Genomic DNA, 22761 nt, shown 5'->3' with positions numbered 1-22761 from the left:
CCTGACATCAAGGGAAGCAGGGTGTCGTGAAGAGAGTCACGTAGAAAAACGACACCTCCCACTGAGTCCCGAAGCCGCCCGGATACGCACAGATGTGCGGGTGTGGCCACATTTCTGGCGCCGCGTTTGCGACAGCGGGCGCCCCGAGTGTCGCGCCTGCTGCGAGAGCACCCACAACCAGGACTCGGCCAATTCTTTGTTTGACGGCCATTGCAGCCTCCAAGAGAGATTGAGTCCAAATGTAACGGTGCTATTCTATCGATTCTTCACTGCAACTTAAATACCGTATTCGCACCAAAGCGTCGTTTATATTTTGAAAGTTGCAATTTCAATATCCCGCCCAGCGAATTGAAATATCAAGCACATTGTTTTGCCTGACGAGGCACACTGATCGCAGTCGGACTTCGAGCGCTTGCCGGTTGCCTGGCCCTCGGGCTCCGCAACGATGCAGCACGAAATCGCGTCATGCAGGTCGAAGCCCGTGCGTTAGTGACAAGATGGTTCAGTGACCGTCCGACGACCGCTGCGCAACCAGCAGCGTCCACTCGTGTCGCTTTACCGGGTCAATCTTGACGGGGGCGGCAACTGGCTGCCCGTCAGCGTCCGGCATGAGTTCTTTACCTATCTCGCTGGGATGGGGATTTCCCATTTGTGGCTGGCCGCTCCTTCCGGGAGTGCCGCTACAGCGGCCACTGGGGTGATACCGGCGCAGTACGATCTCGACGATTTCTCCAGTCTCGCGACCGCAGCTCATTCCCGAGACATCGGGCTGGTCATCGACATCACTCCGTCGTGCACGGATGTGTCGCGTCCCGCCGACAATGCCTGGTGGTGGGACGTCCTGTCTCGCGGACGACACTCCCCCTACGCCGGCGTCGTCGACGCAGATTTCGACGCAGATCCGTATCACCAGCTGCGACTCCCCTATTTGGACAATGCAGCGAGCACGCCTGTCGTCAGTTCAGGGGATCGGTTGCTACTCGCTGGTTCCCCCCTTGAGTTCCCGCTCGCAGCCGGGACCTCGCACTTGCCCGTCGACCAGATGCTTCGCCACCAGCCTTACAGATTGGTTTCAGAAAAAGAGCATCCGAACTATCGCATCGCCCGCGGTTCAGCGTTGTTTGCGGCGCTGCGCCAGGAAGATCCGGCTGTCTTTGACCGTACGCATGCGCAGCTGCGTGCGCTCGTGGCAGATGGGATTCTCGACGGGTTGTGTGTTCGCGGACTCGAGGATCTCGGTGACCCGCGCGGCTACCTACAGTGGCTGCGCGCGGCCGTAGGGTCAGACCGTTTGCTGGTCGTCGACCAGATGGAATGGCAGCCCCAGGTGCTCGATGCGGAGCTGTCTGTCGACGGCGCCAACGGAGCGAGCATCACACGTGAGATTGCTGGGGTGTTCCACCGAAAATCGGCCTCCAGCGCAACCGCTGCCGAGCGATACGTACCTCGCTCCGAGCTTCACCTCTACCTGGCGGACGTCGCACGATATTGGCCCCGCAGTCTTTCAGGGGTACCCGTGCCGCCGGAACCTGGACCACCCAACGCGATGCCCGCGCAGCAGACCACCAACGTCGCGGCATCCCTATTGCACATCATGGGTCCCGGCCTGCCGGTTGTTACCGCAGGCAGCGAGCTTTGGAAGAAAACAGATAGCCTCGTGACGCTCCTCGCCCGTTGCCGCGAACTCGCCGTCGAACTTGGCGCGGCGGAATCGGACGACCCGGTGCTCGAGAGGGCCGAATACACGACAGATCTCGCCCGGTTTTTCCTCTTTCGCTCCGCACTGCGGTTGCGGGAAGAGCGGCCAGATCTCTTCGTCGGCGGTGATTACGAAGCGATCGCTCCCATTGGCGCTGCGCAAACCCACGTCATCGCATTCGAGCGGGCGCGCGAGCACTCGCTTCCCGAGTTAGTTGTTGCCGTGACGCGGCTGCCCGAGTCATTACCTCAATCTGACGGCCGTCCGGACTGGGGCGATACCGCGCTGCCACTCCCAGAGGGCTGGTGGCGCGACGTACTGACGGGCAGACGGCACCACCGCGCGGCCGCCGCCGCTCAGCTTTTTGCAGACCTCCCAGTCGCATTGTTGGTGCGGGGGAGCGAGACGCCGCGCATGCCTGTTCCACTCACCGCCCGTGAAAAGGACTATTCTGGCGGCGAGGACGCGGAGGCACCCCCGGCAACTTAGACAGATTTACGCATTTCCCGCTGAATCAACGCGCCCACTGCCGGGAGGGCTAACACGACATGCTTGTGTCCCTGCCCACGCAGTTGCCCGTAGAGCTTCGCAACGCTGCGATACGACGACGCCTCGGCGCGTGCATCTACAACCGCGAGCAGTGCGTCCGCCGCCTCGTCCCCCTGGCCCGCCAGGAACTGTCCGAAATCTGGCTGCCCCGATGAGGCAAACGCATCCCAGTGCGGCTGCATCCGATCAAGGAAGTCAGGCAGCAGAACGCGTATCACTCCATTGACGAACGTCGCATGGACAGCGTTGACGGTCTTGTAGGCACCTTTCAGCATCACGCCGGTGGGCCCGCGCTTCGACCGAACTTCGTCGTCGAGCACAGCGCGCGCCTGAACGACGAACGCTTCGCGGCTTTCCTCGTCCGAGATCAAGACATCCCGCAGCGATTTCGTCATTGATGTCCTCCGTATCCAGCGCCGCCGCACAACGCGGACCAGAAGAATTTACCGCACGCCGTGACCATTTGTACGCGGATACCCGCTGACCTTCCGTGAGCGGTTAAACGTGCACCGACGGGGCAAAACCGTCCAGCCGGTATAGTCGGAAGCGTGACAAATGGCTCAACTCGGGATCGCATTCTCGACGCACTCGAACAGCTACTGCTTGCTACCGGGTCTGCTCAAGTGACACTTGACGCCGTCGCTGCTGAAGCGGGCGTTTCCAAGGGCGGCCTGCTGTACCACTTCCCGAGCAAAGATGCCCTTCTGTTAGGACTTGTCTCCCGTCTCGGCGAGCGTGCGGACAAGCAACTGGACGATGCGGTCTCGGCTGGGAGTTCGATCACTGAATTCTATCTACAGAGCCCTGATGCTGCGGCTGAGGCGGACCTGCAGGTTTACCGTTCACTGTTAGCAGCCCTGCACAGCGTCGATGGCCAGAACCACGCGCTCCGCGACGCTGTCATTGCCGTGCTCCGAGGCTGGGACGAGCATCTGCAAAACGAGATCGAGGACCCCGTCCTCGCTGAGATAGTGCGACTCGCCGGCGACGGTATCTACTTCGGGGCAATGCTCGGAATGCCGCCCCCGGATCCTGAACTGCACCGGCGAGTCGTCGAACGACTGGCACAATCCGGCGATCGCTAAATCAGGTAACGGAATGCGGGGCTGCCGGGCGCGAGGTGCTCTACCTCCATACTTGACTTCCTGATCCGCTGCATCAATGGCTCAAGGCCGTCGGCGCTGCCAAGTTCGATTCCGACGAGCGCCCCGCCGGTCTCGCGGTTGTTGCGCTTGACGTACTCGAAGAGCGTGATGTCATCGTCCGGCCCCAGAACCTTATCGAGGAATCGGCGCAGCGCACCGGGCTCTTGCGGGAAGTTCACCAGGAAGTAGTGCTTGAGCCCCATGTGCACGAGCGACCGTTCAACGATCTCGCCGTAGCGGGAAACGTCGTTATTGCCGCCGGAGATCACACATACCACGTTTTGGTGCGGCTCGAACTTCATTTGCCTGAGCGCGGCCACGGCGAGCGCACCAGCAGGTTCAGCGATCACACCTTCGTTCTGGTAGAGGTCCAGCATTTCTGTACAGACAGCACCCTCGTCGACTTTGAGCAGCGATATGTCACCGGGATGCCGCGGCGAAGGCACTGATGCGACGAGCGGCAACGAGGCGTGCGTGACTGCCGTCGCACCTGCCGCGGAGAGCACCGCGTACGGGAAGTCGCCTATCCGCCGCACTGCTGCGCCATCGACGAAGGGATCGATGTCGCGCAGGGTTACCGGGCCGCGCGCGGCGAGGGCAGCGATCATCGATGCCGCGCCAGCAGGCTCAGCACCGACGATCGTCGTCGATGGTGAGCGCTCGTGCAGGTACGCTGTCATTCCGGCGATGAGTCCGCCACCGCCGACAGGCACGACGACGACATCAACCTGCTCGTCGAGCTGAGCCGTGATCTCCTTTGCAACGGTGCCTTGCCCGGCGGCCGTCCGCGGGTCATCGAACGGGGGCACTAGTGTCGCTCCGGAGGCTTCACAGTCACGCAGCGCCGCTGCAGCTGCCTCATCGTAGGTTGGCCCGGTCACCTTTAAGGCGACGTATGGTCCACCGTGGGCGCGGATACGGTCACGCTTCTGGCGCGGTGTGTTGGACGGCAGATAGATACGCCCCTGTATCCCGAGCTCACGGCACGCGAAAGCCACTCCCTGCGCGTGGTTGCCGGCGCTCGCGCACACCACACCGGCCGCACGCTCATCGTCGCTGAGCTGGACCATGAGGTTGTAGGCGCCACGGAGCTTGTACGAGCGGACACGTTGCTGATCTTCGCGCTTGAGGTAAATGTTCGCACCGGTTGCCTGCGACAAGCGTTCACACTTCTCGAGAGGGGTCTGCGACGCAATGCCGTTAATACGCTCGGCCGCTGCATCAATGTCGGCAGCGGTCAGCGTGGCACGGCTGATCGGGGTGGTCGCAGCTTCAACGCGGGGAACTGTAGACACCCGACCTATGCTGCCATTAATCGGGCGCGGATACACACTCACTTTGCCCCGCCTGATATGCATTGGTTACGAAGGCGCTTGTGACAGCTCGTAACAAACCAGGGGCGTATGAAGGCGTTTAACCAGCGGGTTCGAGCACGATTACGGGAATTTCGCGGGTAGTCTTCTTCTGGTATTCGTTGTAGTCCGGCCACACGTCCGTGGCGCGTTCCCACCAGAGTTGACGTTCCTCGCCAGTGGACTCGTGCGCGATGTAGTCCTTCTTCACGCCGCCATCTTGAAGCTCGACCAGCGGGTTGGCGCGCACGTTGTGGTACCAGACGGGATGCGTAGGCGCGCCACCCATTGACGCGACGATTGCGTAGTTGCCGCCATGTTCAACCCGCATGAGCGGGGCCTTGCGCAGCTTGCCGCTTTTCGCGCCCAGGGTGGTAACGATGACGACTGGTTTGCCGCCCATCGTGTTGGCCTCTTCGCCGTGTGTGCGCTCGTAGGTTTCAACTTGTTCGCGGACGTAGTCCGCAGGACTGGGTTCGTACTCACCATGGAGAGGCATAGTTACAGTCAACATCAACTAGCGATTCATTGCAGTGGGTTTTCCACTGCTCCGGCGAAAAGTGGGGCGCCGGTGGGCGTGTGCATGACGACGAAGCTGAAGGGGCGGTCAGCTCTGAACTGGATCTCAGCATCCGGCGGGAGGCTGGTCACTCCGGCTACTCCGGTAACGGCGGCAGCTTCCGTGCCTTGCTCATCGACGGTGATGTTCGCGCGGTGTATCGCATCGTTCACCGCGAATTGAGGTGTTATCCCGTCAAGGTCGGTGAGGTCGGTGAGCCCAAGTTCACGAAGCTGACCCAAGAGTTCGATCGTGGTTCCGAAGTCCCATCGGGGCAGGGCAACATCCACGGAAACAGTCTCTCCGCCTTGGTGCAATTGTTCGAGCAGACTCGCGCTGAGATTCGGTGCGGCTGGCGTGCCGGTCTCACCCGACGGGTCAGCCAGCACGAGCCACATGGAAAGCTCACCTCCGGCATAGGGCAACTCGATGGCGCTCCAGCCTTCAGCGTCGCCACCCCCAGTCAAGTAGCGCAGTGAGAGTGAGTCCTTGCTCATCATCGGCACAGTGACAGTGGAACCGTCGCCTAATGTGAATTCACTGTCTTCCGTTGCAGTTTCGGTAAATTGATGTTCCCATTCGGCTTTCATGTAGATCGCGTTTGCGAGCACCGCGACGGTCTCTGGGTCGAGTTCGTCGAAAAGGCGGTCGATGCGTCCAGCAGTCTGCTCGTCCACCCATTCGTCGATCGTCTGGATAGCCTCTGGGCTGGCGAAGTCGACATCAATGGGCCGAGCGCCGTAGTACTCGGCCAGGGTTTCGGTGAACTCTGGCTCGAGCGTGAGCCCGTCTTGAACAAAGAGCCCATTTGCGATGGCGACGATTGGGTCTTGCGGCTCGTCATCTGGTCCGCGGGCTTCCCCGGGCTCAGTCCGCGGTGGGGCGTCGTCGATCGTCACTGTTTGTTGAGCGAGTGTGCGCGCTGCTTCCGCGAGTCCATCTGCGGGAAAGCCGAACACGTCGTCGAGCTGACTGGCGGTTTCGCCATCTGCACCGGCACGCAGCATTGCGAAAGCGTAGGCGATGCTAAGGGGCGAGTACACCGAGTTTTCCCCCTCGGTCAGAACTGACTGGCCGAAGCGTTCGGCGAAATCGTAAAGGCCTGTCACGAGCGGGTCAGCTGCATCGGGTGGAGTGGTCTCGCCGTTGGCGGTTGCCTCAGGCTGCGTGATCGTGCCGTTGTTGGTTGCCTCGGGTTCGGTGGCGCACGCCGTGGCGAGCACTAGCGCAGCGCAGGCGCCCAGGGTCATTGCTCTACGAACTATCACGTCAGCACTCTCCCTTCTCGTCAACTCCCTCGTCTCACCCTAAACAACCCGGGCCAAGCAGCGCTTTGAGATCGCCCATGAGCGCCGATGATGGCGTAACGCGGTAGCCGTCATCGAGCTTCAGCGTTGTCGTGCGGCTGCCAGTGATCAGGCGAACATGCACGTCCGCTTGCCCTGGGTGCCGGGTGAGGACCTGTTTGAGCGCGCCCACTTTGTCGGGCGTGCACATCCGAGTGTGCATGCTGACTGAGATGGGCTGCGCGACACCTATTTCCGAGAGGTCAGGCACGACGAGGTCGTTCGCGATTATCGATATCCGGTCGTCTTGCACCTTGAGACGGCCACGCACCAGGACGATGGCGTCCTCCGCCACTTCCATCCCGAACAACGAGTACGCCTGCGGGAAGAACATCACCTCGATTCCAGCTTCGAGGTCTTCTAGTTGGGCGGCAGCCCAGGGCTGGCCGTTCTTGTTCACGCGCCGGGTGACGGACGCGAAGATGCCTCCCACAGTGACTTGGGTGCCGTCTTTGACCGAACCTTCGAGGATGGCGGTGATCTGCGTATCGGTCTGCGCAGCTATCAGGTGCTCGATTCCGTTGAGGGGGTGGCCAGATACGTAAAGACCGAGCATTTCCCGTTCGAGCGCGAGTTTGTGTTTGGTGTCCCATTCTTCGTCAGGGACTTTGACTTCGAATACGCTGGCGATTTCGTCGTCCGCACCGCCACCGCCGAAAAGGTCGAACTGACCCATCGCTTCGGCTTTCTTCGTACTCATCACGGAATCGACAGCATCGGAGTGGACGAGAACGAGTCCCTTCCGTGGATGCTCGAGTGAGTCGAAAGCTCCGGCCTTGATAAGCGATTCGATCGCTTTCTTTCCGCAAGCGGAGGCGTCGACCTTGTTGAGGTAATCCGAGAAGGAGCCGAAATGGCCTTTCTCATTGCGTGCCTTGATAATCGCCTGCACGACGTTGGCACCGACGTTGCGGACGGCGCCAAGGCCGAACCGAATGTCATCCCCCACCGACGTGAAGTTGTGTTCAGATTCGTTGACGTCTGGCGGCAGCACAGTCACGCCGATCTTGCGGCAGTCGGAAAGGTAGATCGCCGCCTTGTCTTTGTCGTCGCCGACCGATGTGAGGAGGCCCGCCATGTATTCGGCCGGGTAGTTCGCCTTCAGGTAGGCCGTCCAGTACGACACGAGCCCGTAACCGGCTGCGTGCGACTTGTTGAATGCATATCCAGCGAACGGGAGGATCGTATCCCACAGCGCCTTAATTGCATCGTCACCGAAGCCGTTGGCGCGCATGCCTTCCTGGAAGCCATCGAACTCCGCGGCGAGGACTTCGGCCTTCTTCTTACCCATCGCGCGGCGCAGAATGTCTGCGCGCCCGAGTGAGTACCCTGCGACCTTCTGAGCGATCTGCATGATCTGCTCTTGGTAAACGATCAGGCCATAAGTCTCAGCAAGGATCTCCTTGAGCGGCACCTCGAGCTCAGGGTGGATTGGCCGGACTTCCTGACGACCGTTTTTGCGGTCTGCGTAGTCGTTGTGGGCGTTCATGCCCATGGGGCCAGGCCGGTACAGCGCGAGGACCGCCACGATGTCTTCGAAGCCGGTGGGCTGCATGCGGCGCAGCAAGTCACGCATCGCCGAGCCGTCGAGCTGGAACACGCCGAGTGTGTCACCGCGGGCGAGTAGCTCATACGCTTTCGGATCGTCGAGCGCGAGGGTGTCGAGGTCGATATCGATGCCACGGTTGGCTTTGAGGTTCTCGATTGCGTCACCAATCACAGTGAGGTTGCGCAAACCGAGGAAGTCCATTTTGAGCAGGCCAATATCTTCACATGATGGGTAGTCCCATCCCGTGATGATCGCGCCGTCCTGCTGCCGTTTCCACAGTGGAATCGCGTCCATCAGCGGTTCGGATGACATGATCACTGCGCAGGCATGCACACCGGCATTACGAATGAGGCCCTCGAGGCCAAGGGCGGTCTCGTAGATTTTGCGAACATCCGGATCGGTCTCGATGAGTGACCGAACCTCGACGGCTTCTTTATAGCGTTCATGGTCTGGATTCATGATCCCGTGCAGCGGGATGTCCTTAGCCATGATCGGTGGCGGCAGCGCCTTACTGATCCGGTCAGCAATCGCGAACCCTGGTTGCCCGAACAGGACGCGGGCAGAGTCTTTGATCGCCGCTTTCGTCTTAATGGTGCCGAACGTGATCACCTGTGCGACCCGATCACTTCCCCACCGCTCGGTCGCGTACCGCACCATTTCGCCGCGCCGGCGGTCGTCGAAGTCGATATCGATATCCGGCATCGAGACACGCTCGGGGTTGAGGAACCGCTCGAACAGCAGCCCATGGGGAATTGGGTCGATGTTGGTGATTCCGAGAGCGAACGCCACCAGTGACCCGGCCGCGGAACCACGACCGGGGCCGACCCTGATTCCCACCTCCCGGGCATGCCAAACGAGATCCCCGACTACGAGGAAGTATGCGGGAAAGCCCATCTGGTTGATGACGTCAAGCTCGTAGTCCGCACGCTTTGTGTACTCCGGAGGCACGCCATCTGGAAACCTACGTTGCAGGCCGGCATGCACTTGCTGCTGCAGATAGGTCGCCTGGGTCTCGCCTCCCGGGACCGGGAAGACCGGCATCCGGTCCCGGTGGGTCCACACATCTTCATACGATTCGACGCGGTCGGCGATGAGTAATGTGTTGTCGCACGCACCGGGTACTTCTTCATCCCAGATCGCACGCATCTCGGTTGCAGATTTCAGGTAATAGCCGTCGCCATCGAATTTGAAGCGTGTCGGATCGCTCAGCGTCTTTCCGGTTTGCACGCACAGGAGTGCCTCATGGCTCCGGGCTTGATCCACCGTCACGTAGTGACAGTCATTCGTGACGATAGGGGGAATTCCTGCTTTCCGCCCCACCTCCAACAGACCTTCACGAACGCGGCGCTCGATGGAGATTCCGTGGTCCATCAGCTCGAGGAAAAAGTTCTCCGGACCGAAGATCTCACGCCACTTGGCAGCCGCCTCGAGTGCCTCACGCTCATGCCCAAGGCGGAGTCTCGTCTGCACTTCGCCGGAGGGGCAGCCAGTCGTGGCGATAATGCCTTCCGAGTACTGGGCGATCAGCTCAGCATCCATTCGCGGCCACTTGCCGAGCTGGCCCTCGATGGATGCCAATGACGACAGCTTGAACAGATTCCGCAGGCCCGTCGCGTTCGCCGCGACCATTGTCATGTGGGTGTATGCACCACTGCCGGAAACATCGTCGGATTTCTGCGAGGGGTCACCCCAGCGGACACGTTTCTGGTTGAACCGCGACTCTGGCGCGACGTACGCCTCGATACCAATGATCGGCTTGATATCCGCACTGACAGCCGCTTTATAGAAGTCGCTAGCACCGAACATATTGCCGTGGTCGGTCATGCCCACGGCCTTCATGCCGAGACGCTTCGCCTCCGCAAACAGCGGCTTGACTTTCGCGGCACCATCGAGCATCGAGTACTCGGTGTGGTTGTGCAGATGGACAAACGACCCCGAATCAGTCACGCGCACCCTCTCCCGCTCCAGCGAACCTGCCGCGTCGCCCAAGCCTAACGACTACCACGGCTCACTCATGCTAGGCGCACCCTCTGACAATTTTCCGCCCAGCCGCTGCAGTCAGTCCCTGAGCCGAAGCGGGGCGAGCTCCGCGAACCGGTCCCCGGGACCCGGGTTGTCCACCTCGGTGCCACCGCCGAAGTCACGCATGACGCCCCACACCGCGTTCAGCGCCGTCTGAATGGCACCTTCCGCCCAGCCCGCAGTCCACGAAATATCATCACCAGCAAGGAAGATTCCCCGGTGCCGCGGAGCCAGCTCCTCCTGCATGAAGTGACTGAACAGTCGCTCTTGGTACCGGTAGTGACCAGGCAGGTTCGCTTTGAAAGCGCCCATGAAGTCTCGCTCGGTCTCCCACGTCAGCGTGACCGGCGTCGCGATCACGTGCCTGCGGATATCGACCGCGGGATAGATCTCACGCAGTGATTTCAGCGTGAGATCCATTCGCTCAGCCGCATTCAGCGGGAGCAGCTTGAGCGAATCATCGGCCCATGTATACGACAGGCACATCATCGCTGGTGCGTCATCACCGTGATCCAGCAGATAGGTTCCTCGGCTCATGCGGTCGGTAAGCGTCATGCTGAGCCGTTCCCGGCCGGTCGCGGGGTCTCGCTGCTTCCAGAATGGCCGGTCCACTAGCGCGAACACCTTAGTCGAACCCATGTAATGCGTCCGCTCGATCGCCGTCCAGTGATCGATCGGGAACAGATCGTCGTCACACCGTACGCCACCGAGAAGCATCCAGCTCTGCGCGGTGAAAACGACCGCCGAATAGGTGCGGATTTCACCGCTAGCGTCAGTCACTGTGTAGTTGCGCGGGGCGGTTCGGCGCAGCTCGGTGACGCGCGGCCGCGGCCGTCCACCGTTGAGCACGCTCACGCTGGTTCCCGCAGGCCAATGCGCCATGCCCTCGTGCGACGCGGGCGCGCGTTCCCACAATCCCATCGGGAGTTGCTGGCATCCGCCCACTACACCGCGGTGATGGTCGTCCGCGGCAGTACAGACGACGCGAAGAATCTCCAGTATCGAATTCGGATAGTCGGTATCCCAGCCGCCGGTGCCGAACCCGATTTGACCGAAGATCTCACGCAGCCGGAACGAGCCAAAGTGTTTCGACGCCGCGAGGAATCCGTAAAAGGTTTGGTCATCGAGACGGATAACCAACTCATTCCAGAGCCGTTTGAGCGTCGTGGTGTCGCGCCGTCTGATGGCGTCCTGTAACGGTCCGACCCCTGCATAGTCTTCTAGGGTCTTGTGCCAGGCGTCAGCAACGTCCCGGAAGACCTCGGGCAGATCGTCAAGCGTGCGGGCATAATACGTTTCGCCCTTAAGGTCGATGACGGTGCTCGGCGTCGCCTCCGCGAGCGGATTGGGGAACGGAAACGTCCGCAGGCCGAGCTGATTGAAGTAGTGGAAAAGCGTGGTCGACGATGGCGGGAACCGCATCGCACCCATTTCCGCTACCACGCCTGGGGCTTGCGGAAAACTCACGGAACGCATGCGGCCTCCGATCTGATCCGATTCGTAGACAATCGGCCTCAGTCCCATCTTCATAAGTTCGTAAGCCGTGACCATGCCCGCGAGACCGCCACCGATTATCGCGACTTCTGCGCCGTAGCGCTCCCGCGGAATCGAGCCAAGCCCGGCGGGGTGCGCGACGTAGTCGTCGTACGGAAAAGGGAAATCAGGACCGAACATCGTGAGGGGCCGGATATCGGTATCAACAGCGGTGCTGTCATGCGTCACCGGAATCGTCATGGTGAAGACCTCCTGCCTGTTCGTGTGTCAGTAAAGATCCCGCCGCCGGTCACTGAGGTGGGTGTTTACCGCGCGAGACCTGTCAAGAACGGTGGTGTCGATGTCCGCTATGAGGAGGTCCTCGTGCGCGCCCGCGCGCACCAGTTCGCCCCCGTCCGGAGCGATCGCACAACTGAGGCCACAAAACTCGAGTCCGTGTTCACTCCCGCACCGATTCACGTAGGTAATGAATAACTGGCTCTCGTACGCGCGGGCAGGGACGATATGCAGTGCAACGTGCTCGAATGGGCGCATCAGGCCAGTGGGTACGAGCAGCCACTGGGTACCAGCGTCCGCATGCGCCCTGACCGTCTCGGGAAATTCCACGTCATAGCAGGTGATCACGCCGCAGCGAACCCCATGGAAATCGAACTGGGCAACCAAGTCCTGCCCAGGCGCGAATACCGATCGTTCATAGTCGCCGTACAGATGAGTCTTGCGGTAGTGCGCGAGAGAGTGGCCATCTGCGCCCGCGATCATAGTGCTGTTAAACACGGCGCCTGCGTCGCTCTCCGGGTATCCGCACCCGATCGCGATGCCGTGCTCGCGAGCCATCTCGCACACGCGGCGGCACGTCTCCCCGGTGCTCGGCTGCGCAAACTCAATCATCCGCTGGCCAACGTTATATCCGGTGCTGGATAGCTCCGGCGTGACGAGGATATCCGCGCCTGCCGCTGCGGCGGAATGAGCCGCGCGGCCGATAGCGTTGAGGTTGCTGGCGATCGAACCCGGCTGCGCCGGCCCCTGAAAGAGCGCTGCTCGAACCACGGTCACGTCAGCGGCCGCCTTCAGGAAGCGCCGGGGCGAGCACCCACAGCACACGCGCACCCGCCGGCCCGATCGCGGTGAATGCATGCTGCCGACTCGGTGTGAAGGTCAATGCATCTCCTGCTCCGAGGTCAATGGAGCCAGCGGTCGGTGCCGCTGGTCCGGCGTCCTGAATTGGCGTGTGAGAATCTCCGGCCGGAGAAACCTCGATCCGCAGTTCCCCGTCGAGTACAAGCACGAACTCGACGTCCACAGGAAGCGCGTAGGCCTCGGTCCCACTGCCACCGCCCGGCTCGATTTCACTGAGAAGAACCTGCAGTCGCCGCTCACTGCGTGGGGATAGCAGATACTCAGCCATTCGCTCGCCACCGAATGCGATTGGTGGATACGCCCCGGCGCGCACGACATCGCCGACCGGCGCAGCCTCGAACAACGAGCCAACGGGTAACTCTAGGGCGCCACAGATGCGGATAAGGGTTGCCACGGAGGCGCTCGAGTTGCCGCGCTCGATTTTCGACAAGTAGCCCTTGGTGAGACCGCAGGTGGCGGCGAGATCATCGAGCGTAAGCCGCTGAGCCTGGCGCGCCGCTTTGAGACGAGCCCCGATTATGCGTGCCGCGTCGGGGGCTCGTTTGCCGCTCCCGCCCTCACTAATGTCCGGCACGTCCAGAATATATACACCTCTCCTGCCAGGAAACAAGGGTTGACAGCATGCTCCGGCTGGGAAACCATACGTTTTATTCCTAGCTTTGTCGGAGGAGAAATGAGCGCTCCTTTTGATCTGCCGCGGATCACCAGCCCCAACGGGGCTGAAGAGACCGTCGGTCAAGTCGACGCCACTCGCGTGCCGCGCTTCGCTGAGCCAGCCACGTTCGCCCGCCTGCCGCGACTCGACGAGGTCTCACGAGCTGACGTCGCCATTCTGGGCGTCCCGTTCGACGCGGGCGTGAGCTATCGGCCCGGCGCCCGCTTCGGACCGTCACATATCCGCGCGTCGTCGAAGCTGCTGCGCCCGTATCACCCCGCACTTGACGTCCACCCATTCGCTGCGCAGCAAGTTGCGGATGCGGGCGACCTTGGTGTCAACCCCTTCAGTATCGATGAGGCGCTTCGTACGGTGGAAACCGCAATCACCGCACTTCGGCAGGAGGGATCTACTGTGCTCACGCTGGGTGGCGACCACACTCTTGCGCTGCCCATCCTGCGCGCTCTGCACCGAGACCATGGCAAGGTCGCCGTCCTGCATTTCGATGCCCACCTTGACACGTGGGATACCTACTTCGGAGCCCATTACACGCACGGCACGCCGTTCCGCCGGGCGAGCGAGGAAGGCCTCATCGACATGGAACGGTCACAGCACATCGGTATCCGCGGCCCCCTGTACAGCAAAAGGGACTTGGAAGATGATTCGGTGCTGGGGTTCCAGATCGTGCGGTCAGACGACTTTCAGACCGACGGAGTCACGAGCATCATCGATCGAATGCGCAGGCGGCTCGCGGGCGGTCCCGTGTACGTATCAATCGACATCGACGTTCTAGATCCCGCGCATGCTCCCGGCACGGGCACGCCCGAGGCCGGCGGACTCACGTCAAGGGAACTTCTCCAGACGCTGCGCGGGCTCACCGGAATGAACGTCGTGGGTGCGGACATCGTTGAAGTTGCTCCTGTGTACGACCACGCAGAAATCACAGGCATCGCTGCCGCGCATGTTGCCTACGAACTCCTCTCGGTCCTCGCCGCTAACGGCCCAGTATGAGAAGCACTGACGGATAATGTCAGGGCGCACCCTGGGGCACAACCGCGCGCGCCGTCGCGCGCCGCCGGGCCCGTCGCACTGAATCAGCGGTGAAAACTGCGAGCGCACACCAGATCAGCGCGAAACCTAACCATCGTGACGCTGGCATGTCCTCTCGGAGCACGAGGATGCCCCACGCCATCTGAAGGGCGGGAGTGAGGTACTGCAGAATCCCCATCGTCACGAGCGGCACCCGCTGCACGGCTACCGCGAACAGCAACAGCGGCACCGCGGTAACGGGCCCCGCGGCGATCAGCAGCGCGGCATGGGCCGGGCCTTCGCTCACAAAAGTGGCCGAACCGGCCACACCAAGCACAATGAGAAAACCCAGCGCGAAGGGGGCGGCAATGAGTGCCTCACCGGCGACGCTCAACCGGGGGTCCAGTGGCATTACCTTCTTCACTACGCCGTACATCGCGAAGCTGAACGCGAGACACAGCGCGATGACCGGCGGGCGCCCGTAATCGAGTGTGAGGACCACAACGGCGGTGACCGCGATGACCACCGCCACGAGTTGCGCCCGGCTGAGCCGCTCCCGGAAGAGAAGCACTCCGAACACGACACTGACAAGCGGGTTGATGAAGTAACCGAGCGCTGTCTCAACCACGCGGCCCGTCACCACGCCGAAGATGTAAACACCCCAGTTGATGGTGATGAACAGCGACGCCGCGGCCACCAATCCCCAGGACCGTCCACCCATCGCGAAAAACGGGCGTATCCGGCCAAACATTGCGACCACGAGCACCATGAGCACCGCGGTCCACACGATGCGGTGGGCAAGAATCTCCAACGGTGCAGAAGCGGCCAAGAGCCCGAAGAACGCCGGAAACATGCCCCAGCACGCATAGGCGCCCGCACCAAACGCAACGCCGTCAGCGGGGGCAAACCGGGAGCGCTTCACCCGAAGAAATATCTCATTAACGGGCGCGGACCGCGAAGTGACCCCACACCGCGTCACCAGCCAACGGTTCCACCGTCGCGACAGCGTCCTGCCGGGCCGCCGCCCGGAGTGTGTCCCCGTCCCCGCGGACCACCACACCGACGATGCATGCGCAGTCCGGGGTCACCCCGTCGTCAAACGCTCCGCGGAAGGTCCGGATCCGTGACAATGCGGCAGCCACTGCAGTTTCCAGCGCATCGCCCGGCGTATTCCGGCCTTCGACTGGTGCGGGCAGATCGATCGGCATATCCGGAAGGGTCCGATACGCTTCGTCCTCTGCCCGCGCTCCCGAACTTCCGTCGACGACGACTCGCGAGATCCGCACGTCACCCACCGCACTGATGACGACAGCAGGAGAAGCGGGCGGATCGAACGTCACAAGCCCCCAGTGATCCAGTGCGCCTGCTTGGTCGAGAGCCGCTGCGGCTCGGGCCGCGTACTCCCCTGCCGATTCACCGCTCATCGGGCCAAGCCGGTCGGTGCGCACGTTGTCGCTGTTTCGCGGCGGTGTCATCATACCGATGACAACCACGATGACCAGGAACATTGTGAAGGCTGCGGCCATCGTCCACCACCAATGTCGCCACGAGCGAGTCAGCATGCTGGTGGCTGGCCCTCAGTGGGCCCGCAGCACGCCGAGTGCGCGCTGCAAGTCGTCCGGGTACTCGCTGGTGATTTCTAGCCAGCGCCCATCCGCCGGGTGCGCAAAGGCGAGCGAGCAGGCGTGCAGCCATTGCCGCTCTAATCCGAGGCGCTGCGCGAGGCGTGGGTCCGCGCCGTACGTCAAGTCGCCGCAGCAAGGATGTTTCAGCGCGGAGAAATGCACTCGGATCTGATGGGTGCGGCCAGTCTCAAGATCCACGCTGAGCAGACTCGCCGCCTGGAAGGCCTCGAGAGTGTCGTAATGCGTGACGCTGTGTTTACCGTCTGGGCGCACCGCGAACTTCCAGTCATTACTGCCGTGCCGCCCTATTGGCGCCTCGATCGTGCCGCTGCTGGGATCCGGATGCCCCTGCACCAGCGTGTGGTACTGCTTTTTGACAGTGCGCTGCTTGAACGCGCGTTTCATGATGCTGTACGCGCGTTCCGAGACCGCCACGGCCATCACGCCAGATGTACCGACATCCAGACGATGAACAATCCCCTGCCGTTCCGGCGGGCCCGACGTCGAAATGCGATACCCGGCAGCAGCGAGACCGCCAAGGACGGTCGGCCCGGTCCAGCCCACGCTGGCGTGTGCCGCCACGCCCGCAGGCTTGTCGACGGCCACAACGTCGCTATCGGCGTACAAGATTGTCATGCCTTCAACAGGCTCTGGCCGGTTCACCGGCTCACGCTTCGGTTCCGGAAGTTCAACTTCAAGCCAAGAGCCCGCATGCAGTCGATCGGATTTGCCTGCGACAGCGCCGTCAACGTGCACTGCACCACTGTCTGTCAAAGACGCCACAACTGTCCGGGACAGACCGAGCAGCCGCGCGAGGCCCGTATCGACACGCATTCCTTCCAGCCCGTCTGGCACCGGCATCGACCGCGTCGTCGTCGACGAATGCGCCATCATCGCTTGCCCTCGTTGTCCGCGTTCTCCTTCTTCGAATGCCGCTGGCCGTCGGGGTCGTAGCCGAGAAATGTCAGCACCACGAGGAAAGCTGCACCACCAACGATGGCCGGATCGGCGACGTTGAACACCGGCCAGACGCTGCCATCGGGCGCGAACAGCGAAACGAAATCGACGACGTGCCCCCGCATCGGGCCTGGCGCGCGGAACAAGCGGTCAATGAGGTTTCCCAGGGCACCACCGAGAACCAGTCCGAGGCCGAGCGCCCACGGCAAGGACCGAAGGTTGCGGCTTAGCCTGATGATGACGACGACCACTGTGATCGCGACGATGGTCAATAGCCATGTCATACCGGTAGCCATGGAAAAGGCAGCGCCGGGGTTGCGGTACAGCGCCAAGTACACGGCGCCTCCGAGCAACCGCACTGGCTCCCTGTCTTCCAGGGCAGCCACCGCAATGATCTTGGTAGCAACATCGAGCGCGAGCACAATCGCTGCCACAGAAAAGAGCAGGCGCAAGCGGCGAGGCTGTTGGTTATCGGTTTCCGTCTCGTCGTGACTCACACTGCCATCATCCCTTATCTCGGGTTACGGACAGTCCTCAGCCTGTCCGTGCGTGGCGTGCATTACCCTCGCACCTGTGATCTTTCCTGTCTTTCTTCCCCGGTCCAACAGGGCTCGGCACCGTGGCACTGCCGGTGCGCGCGGCACAGCTGCCGGTCTCCTCGTTTTCACGCTCGCAACCGGGTGCACGATCGGCTCGGAGCCTGCAGATGAGCCCGGGGCCGCAGAGGAGACTGCACAGGAGTTCGCTATTCCCGTGCCGCCCGTCACGGTGACTGTGGAGGAACCTGGAGCGGAGCCCCGGCAGATTTTGGCTCCTGATCTCAGCGAAGGCGCGCGGCACAGCACGGTCCTCACCGTGACTTCTGAGGTGTTCCAGCAGCTGGGCGACGAGCCTGAAGCCGACTTGTCGCGGCCCGCGGTCACGGTTCCGCTCGACAGCGAGGTCGTCGCGGCCGAAGGCGGCGAGTGGACGGTCACGTTCACAATCGGGCGGGCCGAGAGCCGGGACGCGATCGTGAATTACTCTCTCGGTGCCGCCGAGGGAAGTGTCGCTGGCCTGTCGATCATGTCGGATGGGTCGGTCCCCGAGCTGCGGATCACACCCAATGCTGAGGCTGACGACGTCGCGCGCAGCACCATTGAGCAAGCCCTGTTCCAAGCGGTGTACGGCATGGTCGTGTTTCCGCAAGAGCCGGTCGGCGCTGGCGCGCGCTGGACGATCGAGCAGCCCGTCGCCCAGAGCGGCATGGAGATCGTGCAGCGCACCACCGTCACATTGCGAGAAGTTTCGGGCACGGCCGCGCTACTGGACCTCGAGATAGAGCAGCAGCCGCGTCTCCCCTATCTGGAAGTCCCCGATGAGGGCCGGATATCTGTTGACGAGTTCGACGTTAGCGGCGGTGGCGCACTGACGGTTGACCTCGAGCGGCCACTGCCCGCCGAAGGCAGCACCAGTGTGCGAGGCACTCAGCTGTACTCGGACCCCGACACCGGCTACACGGCCCGTCAGCGGGTGTCGATGACGACTGGCTGGTCCGCGCCCTGACAGACAAACACGCTGACAGACCATGAGGGTCTGTCAGCGTGTTGTGAGCCTAGCTAGCAGCGGTTCAGCAGAGTTCCGTTTCGATGCCGAACGAAGTCGCGATACCACACGCGTCCTCGCGGGACAGCTTCCACTCGCCGTCTTCGGCGACGAAGGTGAGGATTCCCGTGTTCGGTTCCTGGTCTGGCGCGATCTGGAGCGTGAAGTCCGCGGTCAGTGTGCACTCATCAAGCGGGAAGATGGCGTTCGCGTCATCGGAGATCTCGTACTGGATATCCGGGTTCGCCGCAGCTTGCTCCGCAAGCTGAGCCCACACCTCGGGGTCATCCCCGCCGCCTTCGATGAGGTTCGCCTTCTCTTCATCCGGCAGCGTGGGGTCAAGCGCATCATCGAGAATCGCCGTCAGCTCGTCCCTCGTGGGAGTGTCACCGGCGGGAACCTCACACTCCGCGGTGGGCGCCGCGGTCGTACCGGCGGCGTCATCCCGAGCCTCACCGTTTTCGTCCGAACCACACGCAGACAGGGCAAGCGCCGGGAGCGCTACGCCTGCGATCATCATGCTACGAAGTTTCAACGACACAGTCCTTTACTTCTCATCACGCCGATGTGACGCACTGGCAGGCCACATCGGCACGAGCAGTCTCTGCCCACAGATAGTACGGCCCTGCCAGCGAACAATTGCGGATACCTGCCGCATCCACAATCACTTCTTAATATGTGGTACCGGCCACAGGAGTTGCGATCGGCACCTACGCTATTTCGACCACCGCACGAATGCCTCCACCCAGGTCGTGGCCCACAGCGTCGGAGTCACCGGCGGCAACCGCGAAATCAACCGCCAGAATTTCACCCGCGATGAGATCGGCATGACGCTGCGCCCACTGTCGGCAGTCATCCGGCACGACGAGCGACACCTTGATGCGATCAGAGACGTCCAGGCCGAGCGTGCGGCGCAGTTCCTGCAGTTCCCGGATCCGGTCTTTCGCCCAGCCTTCCGCCTCGAGTTCCTCCGTAATCGTCAGATCGATGACGACGACGCCTGCCCCACCGGGCAGCGCGGCCGTGGACTCCGGTTCCGCAGCGACGAGCCGCTGGGTGAACTCTTCTGGAAGAAGCGTGATCCCGGCAGCGGTGACCGTACCGTCGTCGTTCGCCGTCCAGTCCCCCGATTTCACCGCCCGGATCGCCGTCTGGACATCCTTGCCAAGCCGCGGTCCTGCCACACGCGCGTTGACTGCGAGCTCGAACCGGCCGTGCACGTCCACGTCGGTAGTGAGGTCGATGTGTTTGACGTTCACCTCGTCGGCGATGATGTCAGTGAAGGGCCGCAGCCGTTCCGCATCGGCCGCCGCTATGGTCAGCGACGCAAGCGGCAACCGAACACGCAGTTTCTGCGCCTTGCGCAGGCTCAGCACTGTGGAGCACACGGCCCGTGCTTCGTCCATTGCCCCAACCAGTCCGGAATCTGCGGGAATGTCCTCCGCGGCAGGCCAATCAGTGAGGTGAACTGAGCGCCCACCCGTCAGCCCGCGCCAGATCACCTCAGTCATCAGCGGCAGTAGCGGTGCCGCCAGGCGGCACGTCACTTCCAGCACCGTGTGGAGCGTGTCGAAGGCGTCCGCCTGCGTGTCCTGGCCCGCCCAGAACCGGGAACGCGAGCGGCGCACGTACCAGTTCGTCAGGGCATCACTGAACTGCCGAAGAGTGTCACACGCGGTCGCGATGTCATTGCTTTCCAGCGACTCCGTGATGATGTCACGGGACTCACGCAGCTTCGCGAGGATGTAACGGTCGAGCACATGCTCAGAATCGGTGCGCCACGTGGCTTGGCGGTCGGCGTATAGCCGCAGGAAGCTCCACGCGTTCCAGATAGGCAACAGCGCCTGGCGCACGCCTTCACGGATGCCTTGCTCGGTGACAATGAGGTTGCCGCCGCGCAGCACCGGTGACGCCATCAGGAACCACCGCATCGCGTCCGAACCGTCACGCTCGAACACTTCGTTGACGTCCGGGTAGTTGCCTTTCGACTTGCTCATCTTCAGACCGTCATCGCCGAGGACGATGCCGTGCGCGATGACGGTGCGGAACGACGGGCAGTCGAACAGCGCGGTAGCGAGAACGTGCAGCGTGTAGAACCAGCCGCGGGTTTGCCCGTTGTATTCGACGATGAAGTCACCCGGGTAATGGCTGTCGAACCACTCGCGGTTGTCGAACGGGTAGTGCACTTGCGCGAAAGGCATCGAGCCCGATTCGAACCAGCAGTCCAGCACCTCGGGTACGCGCCGCATCATTGACGTGCCAGTTGGATCGTCTGGGTTCGGCCGGGTCAAGTCATCGATGTACGGCCGGTGGAGATCTTTCGGGCGCACGCCGAAGTCGCGTTCAAGCTCATCGAGTGAGCCGTACACGTCCACGCGGGGGTACGCGGGATCATCCGATTTCCACACCGGAATTGGGCTGCCCCAGTATCGGTTACGGCTGATCGACCAATCGCGGGCTCCTTCGAGCCATTTGCCGAACTGGCCGTCGCGGATGTGCTCGGGCACCCAATTGATCTGCTTGTTCAGCTCGACCATGCGGTCGCGGAAGGCGGTGACCTCCACGAACCAGGACGACACTGCCCGCTGGATGAGCGGGTTGTTGCAGCGCCAACAATGCGGGTACGGGTGATCGTAGGTTTCGTGACGAAGCAGCACACCGGCCTGTTTGAGGTCGGCGATGATCGCTTTGTTCGCATCGAATACCTGCTGACCGGCGTACGGCGGTACCTCGGTGGTGAACTCACCGCGAGAATCGACCGGTACCACGGCGTCGATACCGGCGGCGTCAGTAACTGCTTTGTCGTCCTCACCGAAGGCCGGTGCGATGTGGACGATGCCCGTGCCGTCGCCGGTTGTTACGTAGTCGGCAGTCAGTATCTGGTGTGCGTTCTCACGTCCTTCGAAGAACGGAAAGATCGGAGTGTACTGTGTGCCGACAAGCTGCGCACCGGTGAAGCGCGCGAGGATTTCCGGCTCTTTGCCGAGCTCACGCTGGTAGTGACCGAGTCGTGCTTCAGCGAGCAGGTACTTGCTTCCGTTTTCCGCCTGCACTTGGACATACTCGACTTCTGAGTGCACTGCCATCGCGAGGTTGGAGGGCAGAGTCCAGGGCGTGGTCGTCCACACCAGGGCTTGGGTATCCGCCAGTTCACCTTTGAGCGACATTCCCACCGTGACGGCCGGATCCTGGCGCATCCGGTACACATCGTCCATCTTGGTTTCCGTCGCAGAGAGCGGAGTTTCACAGCGCCAGCAGTACCAGAGCACCCGGAAACCCTCGTAGACGAGGCCCTTGTCCCACAACGTCTTGAACGCCCACATCACCGACTCCATGTAGTCGGTATCGAGGGTCTTGTAGTCGTTATCGAAGTCAACCCACCGGGCCTGCCGAGTGACGTATTCCTGCCACTCGTGGGTGTAGCGCAGCACCGACGTGCGGCATGCGTCGTTGAACTCGGCAATGCCCATCGTGTCGATCTCAGACTTGTGGGTGATACCGAGCTGTTTTTCGGCTTCGACCTCGGCTGGCAGGCCGTGGCAGTCCCAGCCGAATCGTCGGTCGACCTTCTTGCCGAGCATCGTCTGGAAGCGCGGCACCAGGTCTTTCACGTATCCCGTAAGCAAGTGGCCGTAATGCGGGAGCCCGTTAGCGAAGGGCGGACCGTCATAGAACACGAACTCGGGCGCATCCGCACGACGGGCGATGCTCTCCCGGAAGGTGCCATCGGCGTCCCACTGTTTGAGGACTGCTTTCTCCAGGTCAGGGAAGCGCGGAGACGCCTGGTCAGCTCCGGGGAAGCTGACGAGCGGATACTTGCCTGTAGTCGCGGTGCCGGACACCTCAGTACTCCTCGTGCTGCGTCATTGTTCGCTGCGGCACGGGGACGACAAAAGCCGCGGTACCACCCCGCTTGCGGCTTCGGTGAAAGAGGCCGCCACTCAACTGCAGGCGGTAACGGGCCCACCCGTCCGGTTCTACTAGGCGCGTGCTGTTCTTCCGGAAGCTCCCCGGTGATGGCCGGATCGGTGCTGTTGGCTGCGATGATACGGCAACTGT

Annotated in this window: 18 protein-coding genes; 4 read left to right on the top strand and 14 right to left on the bottom strand. The window is 62.1% G+C overall.

Features of this window, described 5'->3' with window-relative positions:
- Positions 1-505 precede the first annotated feature (505 nt).
- A complete protein-coding gene (locus ONR57_RS19465) occupies positions 506-2188 on the top strand; it encodes a hypothetical protein (protein WP_265125283.1) in 1683 nt (560 codons plus the stop codon).
- Here the strand turns inward: ONR57_RS19465 and ONR57_RS19460 are convergent.
- Positions 2185-2643, bottom strand: a complete 459-nt coding sequence (locus tag ONR57_RS19460) for a hypothetical protein (protein WP_265125280.1) — start codon at positions 2641-2643, stop codon at positions 2185-2187. The two genes, ONR57_RS19465 and ONR57_RS19460, sit on opposite strands and share 4 nt — an antisense overlap.
- 153 nt (positions 2644-2796) lie before the next feature.
- Between ONR57_RS19460 and ONR57_RS19455 the strand changes: the two genes are divergently transcribed.
- Entirely contained in the window at positions 2797-3333 is a 537-nt protein-coding gene (locus ONR57_RS19455) for a TetR/AcrR family transcriptional regulator (RefSeq protein WP_265125278.1), read from the top strand.
- Here ONR57_RS19455 and ilvA read toward each other — a convergent pair.
- The 7 genes from ilvA to ONR57_RS19420 all read right to left on the bottom strand — a co-directional run bounded on the left by ilvA (position 3330) and on the right by ONR57_RS19420 (position 13426).
- On the bottom strand, positions 3330-4688 hold the full coding sequence (ilvA, locus tag ONR57_RS19450) for a threonine ammonia-lyase IlvA (protein ID WP_265125276.1): 1359 nt from the start codon (positions 4686-4688) through the stop codon (positions 3330-3332). The two genes, ONR57_RS19455 and ilvA, sit on opposite strands and share 4 nt — an antisense overlap.
- 118 nt (positions 4689-4806) lie before the next feature.
- On the bottom strand, positions 4807-5244 hold the full coding sequence (locus tag ONR57_RS19445; RefSeq protein ID WP_265125274.1) for a nitroreductase family deazaflavin-dependent oxidoreductase: 438 nt from the start codon (positions 5242-5244) through the stop codon (positions 4807-4809).
- 26 nt (positions 5245-5270) lie between these two features.
- Complete coding sequence (locus ONR57_RS19440) at positions 5271-6572, bottom strand: serpin family protein (protein ID WP_265125272.1); 1302 nt, start codon at positions 6570-6572, stop codon at positions 5271-5273.
- A gap of 34 nt (positions 6573-6606) precedes the next feature.
- Positions 6607-10146: a DNA polymerase III subunit alpha gene (gene dnaE, locus ONR57_RS19435; protein WP_265125270.1), complete on the bottom strand. Its 3540-nt coding sequence runs from the start codon at positions 10144-10146 to the stop codon at positions 6607-6609.
- A gap of 111 nt (positions 10147-10257) precedes the next feature.
- Positions 10258-11955, bottom strand: coding sequence for an NAD(P)/FAD-dependent oxidoreductase (locus ONR57_RS19430; RefSeq protein WP_265125268.1), 1698 nt, complete (start codon positions 11953-11955; stop codon positions 10258-10260).
- Between the two features lie 27 nt (positions 11956-11982).
- Positions 11983-12762 carry a carbon-nitrogen hydrolase family protein gene (locus tag ONR57_RS19425; protein WP_265125514.1) on the bottom strand — a complete coding sequence of 260 codons (780 nt, stop codon included), beginning with the start codon at positions 12760-12762 and terminating at the stop codon, positions 11983-11985.
- Between the two features lie 7 nt (positions 12763-12769).
- Positions 12770-13426 carry a helix-turn-helix domain-containing protein gene (locus tag ONR57_RS19420; protein ID WP_374116492.1) on the bottom strand — a complete coding sequence of 219 codons (657 nt, stop codon included), beginning with the start codon at positions 13424-13426 and terminating at the stop codon, positions 12770-12772.
- Between the two features lie 99 nt (positions 13427-13525).
- Between ONR57_RS19420 and speB the strand changes: the two genes are divergently transcribed.
- Positions 13526-14518 (top strand): agmatinase, encoded by a 993-nt coding sequence (gene speB / locus ONR57_RS19415; protein WP_265125266.1) that lies wholly within the window; start codon positions 13526-13528, stop codon positions 14516-14518.
- A 19-nt stretch (positions 14519-14537) separates the two neighbouring features.
- Here the strand turns inward: speB and rarD are convergent, their stop codons facing one another.
- The 4 genes from rarD to lspA are packed head-to-tail and all read right to left on the bottom strand — an operon-like array spanning position 14538 to position 17615.
- Entirely contained in the window at positions 14538-15458 is a 921-nt protein-coding gene (gene rarD, locus ONR57_RS19410; RefSeq protein WP_265125264.1) for an EamA family transporter RarD, read from the bottom strand.
- A 16-nt stretch (positions 15459-15474) separates the two neighbouring features.
- Positions 15475-16062 carry a hypothetical protein gene (locus ONR57_RS19405; RefSeq protein ID WP_265125261.1) on the bottom strand — a complete coding sequence of 196 codons (588 nt, stop codon included), beginning with the start codon at positions 16060-16062 and terminating at the stop codon, positions 15475-15477.
- A gap of 51 nt (positions 16063-16113) precedes the next feature.
- On the bottom strand, positions 16114-17022 hold the full coding sequence (locus ONR57_RS19400; RefSeq protein WP_265125512.1) for an RluA family pseudouridine synthase: 909 nt from the start codon (positions 17020-17022) through the stop codon (positions 16114-16116).
- Between the two features lie 29 nt (positions 17023-17051).
- Positions 17052-17615 (bottom strand): signal peptidase II, encoded by a 564-nt coding sequence (gene lspA / locus ONR57_RS19395; protein WP_265125259.1) that lies wholly within the window; start codon positions 17613-17615, stop codon positions 17052-17054.
- Between the two features lie 76 nt (positions 17616-17691).
- Between lspA and ONR57_RS19390 the strand changes: the two genes are divergently transcribed.
- Positions 17692-18663, top strand: coding sequence for a hypothetical protein (locus tag ONR57_RS19390; RefSeq protein WP_265125257.1), 972 nt, complete (start codon positions 17692-17694; stop codon positions 18661-18663).
- Between the two features lie 64 nt (positions 18664-18727).
- Here ONR57_RS19390 and ONR57_RS19385 read toward each other — a convergent pair whose 3' ends face one another.
- Both ONR57_RS19385 and ileS read right to left on the bottom strand, forming a co-directional pair.
- Positions 18728-19222 carry a hypothetical protein gene (locus ONR57_RS19385; protein WP_265125255.1) on the bottom strand — a complete coding sequence of 165 codons (495 nt, stop codon included), beginning with the start codon at positions 19220-19222 and terminating at the stop codon, positions 18728-18730.
- A 190-nt stretch (positions 19223-19412) separates the two neighbouring features.
- The gene (ileS, locus tag ONR57_RS19380) at positions 19413-22544 is read right to left on the bottom strand and encodes an isoleucine--tRNA ligase (protein WP_265125253.1); all 3132 of its coding nucleotides are present in this window, start codon (positions 22542-22544) and stop codon (positions 19413-19415) included.
- Positions 22545-22761 lie beyond the last annotated feature (217 nt).

It is taken from the genome of Hoyosella sp. YIM 151337 (assembly GCF_026041215.1).
GTDB lineage: Bacteria > Actinomycetota > Actinomycetes > Mycobacteriales > Mycobacteriaceae > Hoyosella.
Note: the sequence above shows the minus strand (reverse complement) of the source record. Positions and strands in the feature narration are given on the sequence as shown.

Excerpts from the sequence above, each read along its gene's own strand:
- ONR57_RS19460 (WP_265125280.1), bottom strand. The coding sequence starts at position 2,643 with ATGACGAAATCGCTGCGGGATGTCTTGATCTCGGACGAGGAAAGCCGC.
- ONR57_RS19445 (WP_265125274.1), bottom strand. The coding sequence starts at position 5,244 with ATGCCTCTCCATGGTGAGTACGAACCCAGTCCTGCGGACTACGTCCGC.
- ONR57_RS19430 (WP_265125268.1), bottom strand. The coding sequence starts at position 11,955 with ATGACGATTCCGGTGACGCATGACAGCACCGCTGTTGATACCGATATC.
- speB (WP_265125266.1), top strand. The coding sequence starts at position 13,526 with ATGAGCGCTCCTTTTGATCTGCCGCGGATCACCAGCCCCAACGGGGCT.
- ONR57_RS19405 (WP_265125261.1), bottom strand. The coding sequence starts at position 16,062 with ATGGCCGCAGCCTTCACAATGTTCCTGGTCATCGTGGTTGTCATCGGT.
- ONR57_RS19400 (WP_265125512.1), bottom strand. The coding sequence starts at position 17,022 with ATGCCGGTGCCAGACGGGCTGGAAGGAATGCGTGTCGATACGGGCCTC.
- ONR57_RS19385 (WP_265125255.1), bottom strand. The coding sequence starts at position 19,222 with ATGATGATCGCAGGCGTAGCGCTCCCGGCGCTTGCCCTGTCTGCGTGT.